General features: G+C 64.8%; 1 protein-coding gene. It reads right to left on the bottom strand.

Annotated elements, in window-relative coordinates; all coding sequences use genetic code 11:
• On the bottom strand, window positions 1-261 hold a 261-nt coding region (locus tag C1X29_RS30035), incomplete at both ends, for an ABC transporter substrate-binding protein (protein WP_158247917.1).

Raw genomic sequence — 261 nt, 5'->3', positions numbered from 1 at the left:
CACTTCGGCGAGCGTCATCAACAGGCCGGCAAGCTTCTGGTCGCCGGCGACGATGCCGAACTCCGAGGCCTGCTTGATCGAGTTGGTGGTGTCGAGCCCGGCATTGGCAAGGCCGACGATCTTCGCCTTCGAGCTCTGCGCCTGGAGCAGGAAGGACGAGAAGTCGGAGGAGTTGAGCGGCACGCGCACCGAGCCGAGCACCTTGCCGCCATTGGCAGTGACGATCTCGCTGGTGTCCTTCTCCAGCGCGTAGCCGAAGGC

It is taken from the genome of Pseudomonas sp. GW456-12-10-14-LB2 (genome assembly GCF_002884345.1).
Taxonomy (GTDB): Bacteria; Pseudomonadota; Gammaproteobacteria; order Pseudomonadales; family Pseudomonadaceae; genus Aquipseudomonas; species Aquipseudomonas paraglycinae.
The sequence above is the reverse complement of the archived record's forward strand: the minus strand, read 5'-3'. Positions and strand labels throughout refer to the sequence as shown.